General features: G+C 70.9%; 9 protein-coding genes and 2 pseudogenes. 9 read left to right on the top strand and 2 right to left on the bottom strand.

Annotated features, from left to right (window positions below; all coding sequences use genetic code 11):
• Nucleotides 1-102: pseudogene (locus Q2100_RS26990) on the bottom strand (ribokinase); the annotation flags it as partial.
• A gap of 84 nt (nt 103-186) precedes the next feature.
• On the opposite strand from Q2100_RS26990, the gene Q2100_RS26995 reads away from it, so the two are divergent.
• Genes Q2100_RS26995 through Q2100_RS27030 form a run of 8 tightly spaced genes read left to right on the top strand, consistent with a single transcriptional unit; the run spans nt 187 to nt 7,094 of the window.
• Nucleotides 187-1,434, top strand: coding sequence for a glutamate-5-semialdehyde dehydrogenase (locus Q2100_RS26995; RefSeq protein ID WP_264015383.1), 1,248 nt, complete (start codon nt 187-189; stop codon nt 1,432-1,434).
• Nucleotides 1,435-1,460: 26 nt separating this feature from the next.
• The gene (locus Q2100_RS27000; protein ID WP_264015382.1) at nt 1,461-2,348 is read left to right on the top strand and encodes an AAA family ATPase; all 888 of its coding nucleotides are present in this window, start codon (nt 1,461-1,463) and stop codon (nt 2,346-2,348) included.
• Complete coding sequence (locus Q2100_RS27005; RefSeq protein ID WP_264015381.1) at nt 2,348-3,793, top strand: vWA domain-containing protein; 1,446 nt, start codon at nt 2,348-2,350, stop codon at nt 3,791-3,793. Before Q2100_RS27000 ends, Q2100_RS27005 begins: the two co-directional genes overlap by 1 nt.
• Before the next feature lie 48 nt (nt 3,794-3,841).
• A complete protein-coding gene (nadD, locus tag Q2100_RS27010) occupies nt 3,842-4,480 on the top strand; it encodes a nicotinate-nucleotide adenylyltransferase (protein ID WP_264015380.1) in 639 nt (212 codons plus the stop codon).
• Nucleotides 4,477-4,845 (top strand): ribosome silencing factor, encoded by a 369-nt coding sequence (rsfS, locus tag Q2100_RS27015; RefSeq protein WP_264015379.1) that lies wholly within the window; start codon nt 4,477-4,479, stop codon nt 4,843-4,845. The genes nadD and rsfS overlap by 4 nt, the downstream gene beginning before the upstream one ends.
• Entirely contained in the window at nt 4,842-5,516 is a 675-nt protein-coding gene (gene gpgP / locus Q2100_RS27020; protein ID WP_302916533.1) for a glucosyl-3-phosphoglycerate phosphatase, read from the top strand. Before rsfS ends, gpgP begins: the two co-directional genes overlap by 4 nt.
• Nucleotides 5,503-6,255: a diglucosylglycerate octanoyltransferase gene (octT, locus tag Q2100_RS27025; protein ID WP_302916534.1), complete on the top strand. Its 753-nt coding sequence runs from the start codon at nt 5,503-5,505 to the stop codon at nt 6,253-6,255. The genes gpgP and octT overlap by 14 nt, the downstream gene beginning before the upstream one ends.
• A gap of 2 nt (nt 6,256-6,257) precedes the next feature.
• Nucleotides 6,258-7,094 carry a DegV family protein gene (locus Q2100_RS27030; protein ID WP_302916535.1) on the top strand — a complete coding sequence of 279 codons (837 nt, stop codon included), beginning with the start codon at nt 6,258-6,260 and terminating at the stop codon, nt 7,092-7,094.
• A gap of 13 nt (nt 7,095-7,107) precedes the next feature.
• Here the strand turns inward: Q2100_RS27030 and Q2100_RS27035 are convergent, their stop codons facing one another.
• Nucleotides 7,108-8,166 (bottom strand): NAD(P)H-dependent amine dehydrogenase family protein, encoded by a 1,059-nt coding sequence (locus tag Q2100_RS27035; RefSeq protein WP_264015375.1) that lies wholly within the window; start codon nt 8,164-8,166, stop codon nt 7,108-7,110.
• Nucleotides 8,167-8,322: 156 nt separating this feature from the next.
• On the opposite strand from Q2100_RS27035, the pseudogene Q2100_RS27040 reads away from it, so the two are divergent.
• Nucleotides 8,323-8,618 (top strand): annotated as a pseudogene (locus tag Q2100_RS27040) (hypothetical protein); the annotation flags it as partial.

An 8,618-nucleotide genomic window follows, 5' to 3' on the forward strand; every position in this document is an offset into this window, starting at 1 on the left:
GGTCGACGACGCCAGCACCGTCTGTCCCGGCCGCGGCAACGCGGAGACCCGGTACGTCACGTCGGCATTGACACTGCCGACCACGCAGACCCGCGTCGTCATAGTCATCTCACGCTAGACCAGCGCCACCGGCCGCGGTCCCTGACACGCGTCGAGCGCCGGGCACAGGTCCGATACGCTGGGCTGATGAGTCTGCAAGCACCGCCGGTTGCCGACTTGCGCCAGCAGGTCCACGATGCCGCCCGACGCGCCAGGGTCGCGGCCCGCGTCCTCGCGACGCTGCCCACCGCGACCAAGGACCGGGCGCTGCACGCCGCGGCCGACGCGGTGCTCGCCCGGGTGCACGACATCCTGGCGGCCAACACGGTCGACCTGGACACCGCACGGACAGCCGGCACCCCCGCCGCGATGCTCGACCGGCTCGCCCTCAACCCCCAGCGGGTCGACGGCATCGCCGCCGGACTGCGCCAGGTCGCCGGTCTGCCGGACCCGGTGGGCGAGGTGCTGCGCGGACGCACCCTGCCCAACGGCCTGCAGCTGCGCCAGCAGCGGGTGCCGCTCGGTGTCGTCGGCATGGTCTACGAGGGCAGGCCGAACGTCACGGTGGACGCCTTCGGGCTGACGCTGAAATCCGGCAACGCCGTACTGCTGCGCGGCAGTTCGTCGGCGGTGCACTCGAACGAGGCGCTCGTGGTGGCGCTGCGTGCCGCCCTGGCCGCCGAGGGGCTGCCCGTCGACGCCGTAGCGCTGCTGCCCAGCCACGACCGGGCCAGCGTCACCCACCTCATCCAGGCCCGCGGGCTGGTCGACGTGGTGATCCCGCGCGGGGGAGCGGGCCTGATCGACGCGGTGGTGCGCGACGCCAAGGTGCCCACCATCGAGACCGGCGTCGGCAACTGCCACGTGTACGTCCACGAGGCCGCGGACCTCGACGTCGCCGAACGGATCGTGCTCAACGCCAAGACCCGTCGGCCCAGCGTCTGCAACGCCGCCGAGTCCCTGCTCGTCGACGCGTCGATCGCCGAACACGCGGTGCCCCGCCTCGCCGGTGCGCTGCAGGCCGCCGGGGTGACCGTGCACGGCGACCCGACCGAGGACGAGCTGCGGGCCGAGTTCCTCTCGCTGGACATCGCGCTGTCGGTGGTCGACGGCCTCGACGCGGCCATCGCGCACGTCAACGAGTACGGCACCGGCCACACCGAGGCTATCGTCACCACGGATCTGGCTGCCGCTCAGCGGTTCACCGAGCAGGTCGATGCGGCGGCGGTGATGGTCAACGCGTCCACCTCGTTCACCGACGGTGAGCAGTTCGGCTTCGGCGCCGAGATCGGCATCTCGACCCAGAAGCTGCACGCCCGCGGGCCGATGGGGCTGCCCGAACTGACCTCGACCAAATGGATCGTCTGGGGAGACGGTCAGACCCGCCCCGCCTGACTTCAGAGTTCCTAGGAGACTGACCTGTGAGCGTTCCCGCACGCCCCGCGCCGCTGTTCGCCGACATCGACGACGTCGCCGCCAAGCTCGCCGAGACGGGCTACCTGCCCGACACCGCAACGGCCACGGCGGTTTTCCTCGCCGACCGGCTCGGCAAGCCGCTCCTGGTGGAAGGGCCCGCCGGCGTCGGCAAGACCGAACTGGCCCGCGCGGTGGCGCAGTGCACCGGCTCGGAGCTGGTCCGGCTGCAGTGCTACGAGGGCGTCGACGAGGCCAGGGCGCTCTACGAGTGGAACCACGCCAAGCAGATCCTGCGCATCCAGGCGGGCAACGCGGCCGATGCCGGCGACTGGGACCAGACCAAGATGGACGTCTTCTCCGAGGAGTTCCTGCTGTCGCGCCCGCTGCTGACGGCGATCCGGCGCACCGACCCGACGGTGCTGCTCATCGACGAGACCGACAAGGCCGACATCGAGATCGAGGGCCTGCTGCTCGAGGTGCTCAGCGACTTCGCCGTCACGGTCCCGGAACTCGGCACCATCAAGGCTGAGCGCGCACCCTTCGTCGTGCTCACCTCCAACGCCACCCGCGAACTGTCCGAGGCGCTCAAGCGGCGCTGCCTGTTCCTGCACATCGACTTCCCCGACCCCGATCTCGAGCGGCGGATCCTGCTCTCGCGGGTGCCCGACCTGCCCGAGCACATCGCGTCGGAACTCGTCCGCATCATCGGGGTGCTGCGCGGCATGCAGCTCAAGAAGGTGCCGTCGGTGGCCGAGACCATCGACTGGGGCCGCACCGTGCTGGCGCTGGGCATGGACACCATCGACGACGCGATGATCGCCGCCACCCTCGGTGTGATCCTCAAACACCAGTCCGACCAGCAGCGCGCCGCAGGAGAGCTGAGGCTCAACTGATGCCACCGCGCCGCGTCCGCCCTCCGCAGCCGCTCGCTCCGCACGGCCTGCCGGGTCACTTGGTCGAGTTCGTCGAAGCGCTTCGCGGCCAGGGCATCTCGGTCGGCCCGTCGGAGACCGTCGACGCCGGACGGGTGATGACGGTGCTCGGACTCGGCGACCGCGAGGTGCTGCGCGAAGGCATCGCGTGCGCGGTGCTGCGCAGACCCGACCACCGCGACACCTACGACGCAATGTTCGACCTGTTCTTCCCCGCCGCGCTCGGCGCGAAGACCGTGCTGGAGGACGAGGACGGCGAGAGCGACGACGAGCAGGGACTGCCGCCCGAGGACATCGAGGCGATGCGCGACGCGCTGGTGAAGATGCTGGCCGACAACCCCGACCTGGCCAACCTCGACGAGCGGCTGACCGCGATGATCGCGCAGATCGTCGAGGCCTACGGCCGCTACAACTCCAGCCGCGGACCGTCCTACTCCTCCTATCAGGCGCTCAAGGCGATGAGTCTGGACGACCTGGAGGGCCGGCTGCTGGCCGGACTGCTGGCACCCTACGGCGACGAGCCGTCACCCACCCAGGAGCAGATCGCCAAGGCGCTTGCAGCGCAGCGAATCTCGCAGCTGCGCAAGATGGTGGAGTCGGAGACCAAGCGCCGCACCGCCGAACAGCTCGGCCGTGAGCACGTGCAGATGTACGGCGTGCCGCAGCTGGCCGAGAACGTCGAGTTCCTGCGCGCCTCCGGCGAACAACTGCGTCAGATGCGCCGGGTGGTGGCGCCGCTGGCCCGCACCCTCGCGACGCGGCTGGCCGCGCGACGCCGCCGGTCGCGGGCCGGGGAGATCGACATGCGCAAGACGCTGCGCAAGTCGATGTCGACCGGCGGGGTGCCGATCGACGTGGTGCTCAAGAAGCCGCACCCCGCGCGCCCGGAACTGGTGGTGCTGTGCGACGTGTCCGGCTCGGTGGCCGGGTTCAGCCACTTCACCCTGATGCTGGTGCACGCGCTGCGCCAGCAGTTCTCCCGGGTGCGGGTGTTCGCCTTCATCGACACCACCGACGAGGTCACCGCGCTGTTCGGGCCGGACGCCGACCTGGCCGTGGCAGTGCAGCGCATCACCCGCGAAGCGGGCGTCTACACCCGCGACGGCCACTCCGACTACGGCAACGCGTTCTCGTCGTTCCTGCACGGCTTCCCGAACGTGCTCAGCCCGCGCAGTTCGCTGCTCGTGCTCGGCGACGCCCGCAACAACTACCGCAATCCCGAGATCGATCTGCTCACCCAGATGGTCACCGCGAGCAGGCACGCGCACTGGCTCAACCCCGAGCCGCGCCACCTGTGGGGCAGCGGTGACTCGGCGGTGCCGCGCTACGAAGAGGTGATCACGATGCACGAGTGCCGGTCGGCCAAACAGCTCGCCGGTGTGATCGACGCGCTGCTGCCGATCTGATCCGCTTCGACTCTGCCCGCAGGTAACGCTCCCGTAAGCTCGCTTTTCGTGGCAACTCGGCGCAGGCTCGGCGTGATGGGCGGGACGTTCGATCCCATCCACAACGGCCACCTGATCGCCGGCAGCGAGGTCGCCGACCTGTTCGATCTCGACGAGGTGGTGTTCGTGCCGACCGGCCAGCCCTGGCAGAAGCACAACCGCCAGGTGACCGCCGCCGAGGACCGCTACCTGATGACGGTCATCGCCACCGCGTCGAACCCACGGTTCTCGGTCAGCCGCGTCGACATCGACCGCGGCGGGGCCACCTACACCAAGGACACCCTGCGCGACCTGCGCGCACAGAACCCCGACGCCGACCTGTACTTCATCACCGGCGCCGATGCGCTGGCCTCCATCCTGTCGTGGCAGAACTGGGAGGAGATGTTCTCGATCGCCCGGTTCGTCGGCGTCAGCAGGCCGGGTTACGAGTTGGACGGCAAGCACATCGCCGCCGCGATGCGCGAGCTGCCCCCCGACGCGCTGACCCTTGTCGAGGTGCCCGCGCTGGCGATCTCGTCGAGCGACTGCCGGCTGCGGGCGAAGGAGGAACGGCCGATCTGGTACCTCGTACCCGACGGTGTGGTGCAGTACGTGGCCAAGCGCGGGCTCTACACCGCGCCGGCCGACACAGAGGGAGACAACCGATGAGCGCAACCGACGAGGCGATCGAGATGGCCACCGTCGCGGCGCGGGCCGCCGCCGACAAGCTCGCCGACGACGTGGTGGTCATCGACGTGTCGGGCCAGCTCGTCATCACCGACTGCTTCGTCATCGCGTCGGCGTCCAACGAACGCCAGGTCAACGCGATCGTCGACGAGGTGGAGGAGAAGATGCGGCTCGCCGGCCACAAACCGGCCCGGCGGGAGGGCACCCGCGAGGGTCGCTGGACGCTGCTGGACTACGTCGACATCGTCGTGCACATCCAGCACCAGGACGAGCGGAACTTCTACGCCCTCGACCGGCTGTGGCGGGACTGCCCGACGGTGCCCGTCGATCTGGACGGGTCGCCGTGACCGTCCGGCGGCTGGTGATGCTGCGCCACGGCCAGACCGAGTACAACGCGGGCAGCCGGATGCAGGGCCAGCTGGACACCGACCTGACCGACCTCGGCCGCGACCAGGCCGTCGCGGCGGCCGAGGTGCTGGCCAAGCGACAGCCGCTGCTGATCCTGTCCTCGGATCTACGCCGCGCCCTGGACACCGCCACGGTGCTCGGCGAGCGTTCCGGCGTTCCGGTGGGTGTCGACGCGCGGCTGCGTGAGACCCACCTGGGGGACTGGCAGGGCCTGACGCACCTCGACGTGGACGCCGCGGCACCGGGCGCCCGGCTGGCCTGGCGCGACGACGCGCGGTGGGCGCCGCACGGCGGCGAGAGCCGCGTCGATGTGGCCGCACGCAGCATGCCGCTGGTCGACGAGATCATCGCCGCGCAACCGGCCTGGGGTTCCGACCGCGACGGCGCGGACGCCGACCGGCCGGTGGTGCTGGTCGCGCACGGCGGTCTGATCGCCGCGCTCACCGCGGCGCTGCTCGCGCTGCCGGTCGACAACTGGCCGGTGCTCGGCGGCATGGGCAACGCCAGCTGGGTCCAGCTGTCCGGGCATTCCCGGCCCGACGCGGACGCCGTGCGGTGGCGGCTCGACGTGTGGAACGCCTCGGCGCAGGTGGCCAATGACGTCCTCTGAGCGCTGCGGACCGCCGGACCGGACGCTGCTCGTGTTCGCCGACTCGCTGGCCTACTACGGCCCGACCGGCGGGCTGCCCGCAGACGATCCTCGGATCTGGCCCAATCTGGTTGCGTCGCAATTGGGTTGGGAGCTCGAACTGATCGGCCGGATCGGCTGGACGTGTCGTGACGTGTGGTGGGCGGCCACCCAGGACCCGCGATCATGGGCGGCGCTGCCCCGGGCCGGAGCGGTGATCTTCGCGACCGGCGGCATGGACTCGCTGCCCTCGCCGCTGCCCACGGCGCTGCGCGAACTGATCCGCTACGTCCGCCCGCCATGGCTGCGGCGCTGGGTGCGCGACGGCTACGGCTGGGTGCAGCCCCGGTTCTCCCCGGTCGCCCGCGCCGCCCTGCCCCCGCACCTGAGCGTCGAATATCTCGAGATGACCCGCGGGGCCATCGACTTCAACAGGCCAGGCATCCCGGTGGTGGCATCGTTGCCGTCGGTGCACATCGCCGACTCCTACGGCAGGGCGCACCACGGCCGGGCCGGCACAGTGCGTGCGCTGACCGAGTGGGCGCAGGAACACGACGTCCCACTCGTCGATCTCAAGGCGGCGGTGGGCGACGAGGTGATGAGCGGTCGCGGCAACCCCGACGGCATCCACTGGAATTTCGAGGCACATCAGGCGGTGGCCGAGCTGATGCTCAAGGCGCTGGCCGAAGCCGGTGCCGGCGAACCGGATCCGGCGGGCTGACAATGCCGGTCATCGTGGTCACCGACTCGTCGTCGCGGCTGGCGCCCGACGACCTCAAGCAGTACGACATCCGGCAGGTGCCGCTGCACGTGCTCGTCGACGGCGTCGATCTGCGCGACGGCGTCGACCCGGTGCCCTACGACATCCACGACCACGCCCATGTGACGACGGCCGGCGCGACACCCGCAGAACTCGTCGACACCTACCGGCAGGCGTTGCACGACAGCGGCGGGGACGGCGTTGTGGCGGTGCACATCTCGGCGGCGCTGTCGAGCACGGTCGGCTCCGCTGTGCAGGCCGCGCGGGAGTTCGGACCCGCCGTGCGGGTGGTGAACTCCCGGTCGGCGGCCATGGGTGTCGGCTTCGTCGCCCTCGCGGCGGCGCGGGCGGCGGCCACCGGTGCAGACCTGGACGCGGTCGAGGCGGCGGCCAGGGCGGCGATGCCGCGGGGGCACGCGTTCATCGTCGTGCACCGGCTGGACAACCTGCGGCGCAGCGGCCGGATCGGCACCACCGCGTCGTGGCTGGGCACCGCGCTGGCGCTCAAACCGCTGCTGTGCCTCGACGTCGACGGCCGCCTGGTGTTGTCCCAGCGGATCCGCACGGTGTCCAAGGCGCACGCGGCGATGGTGGACCAGATCGCCGAGTTAATCGGTGACCGGCGGGCGGCCGTCACCGTGCACCACGTCGACAACCACGACGCCGCCGACCAGATCGGGGCGGCGCTCACCAGCCGGCTGCCCCAGGTCGAGTCCCTGACGGTGACCGACATGGGCCCGGTGCTGTCGATCCACCTCGGCGGTGGCGCCGTCGGTGTGGTCGTCCAGATCAGCGAGTGACCCGCAGCGCGGATCAGAGCTGCGCTCGGCCCGTGACCGGTGGCAGGTCCTTGAGCGTCACGATGCCGGGGCGCGCGGCCACCACGGCGGGCACCGCGTTGGTGACCGGCATCGCCGTGTAGATCATGCCGAGCCCCATGAAGCCCGGCTCGGTCCAGTCCCTCGGCGGCAGGCAGTGCAGCACGGTGCGCATGTTGGGCAGCCCGAACACCTGGATGACGTGGCCGTGCTCGAGCGGCTTCGGCGGTGTGACATGCGAACCCATGGTCCAGTTGAACCCGACGCTGACCACGTTGCGGTCGCCGACCCAGCCGCGGTGGTAGCCGTACACGCCGCCGACGGTGCCTGCCGGGATCTGCATGAAGCCCAGATCGCTGTCGCCGGTGGCGGCGGTGAACTCGACGTCGAACGTCATCCGGTCCACGGTCGCGCCGATCGCGTCGGCCATCATCGCCGCCGATTCGGCGAACACCTCGCTCTCGCGGCGCACGCTCTCGGCGAGGCCGGGGGTGTCGGGGTCCCGGCCGAACCCCATCGCCGACTGCGTGCCGGCGGACTCGTAGGTCGAGCAGTCGACGGACTCGGTGATGCGGATCTCGTCGACGCGTTCGCACGACCCGGAAAGCACCATGCCGACCATGTTGGTCATCCCGGGGTGTGCGCCGCTGCCGAAGATCGTCGATCGGCCTGTCTCGCAGGCTTTCCGGATCCGGTCCAGGTCCTCGGGTGTCTGCTTGCCGCCGGTGATCCACGCCGCGGTCGAGCACACGTTCACGCCGGCCTCCAGTAGCCGGACCAGCTCGTCGACGCTGGGCCACAACGGGTTGTAGCAGCACGCGTCGGGCCTCAGCGCGATCAGCGCGTCGATGTCGTCGGTCGCCGTGACGCCGGTCGGCTCCGGCCACCCGGACAGCTCGGCCGCGTCGACGCCGACCTTGTCCGCGCCGTGCGCGTACACCCCGACCAGTTCCATGTCGCTGCGGCCGATGATGGCGTGCAGGGACCGCCGCCCGATGTTGCCCGTCGTCCACTGGATCACCCGCAGTGGCCGGTTCGCCGCCGGTGCGGTCATCTGGTGCCTCCTCGTCGAGTCATGTGGGTAGACACTATTCGCCCGGTGTGCACGGTCGGCAGGGAGTTGTCCACAGTCGCACGTTCATCCCCAGCGGCGGCCCCGCCCGGCTCCGTGACGGCCCTCGCGGTCGGCTCCCGGACCTACGGTCGGCGCATGCCCACCGAACTGCAGTCCGACAGACCGGCGCGCCGTCGCGGCGCCGGCGCGGACGACGCCGTGCCCGACGACGGCGATGCCGACCGGCCCACCGGCGACCGGTCCGACACCGCACTGTCGCGGTGGCTGCCGGAAGACCTGTCGGACAACAGCTCCCGAGGTGCGTCGGCACGGGGATGGCTGGCGACGGTGCGGGCCGATCCCGGCCGGGCGGGCGTGGCGGCGCTCGCCCTCGTCGGGGTGGTCGCCGTACTGGTGACCGTGTTCACCGTGATCCGCGACAAGCCGCCGCC

It is taken from the genome of Mycolicibacterium arseniciresistens (assembly GCF_030519285.1).
GTDB lineage: Bacteria > Actinomycetota > Actinomycetes > Mycobacteriales > Mycobacteriaceae > Mycobacterium > Mycobacterium arseniciresistens.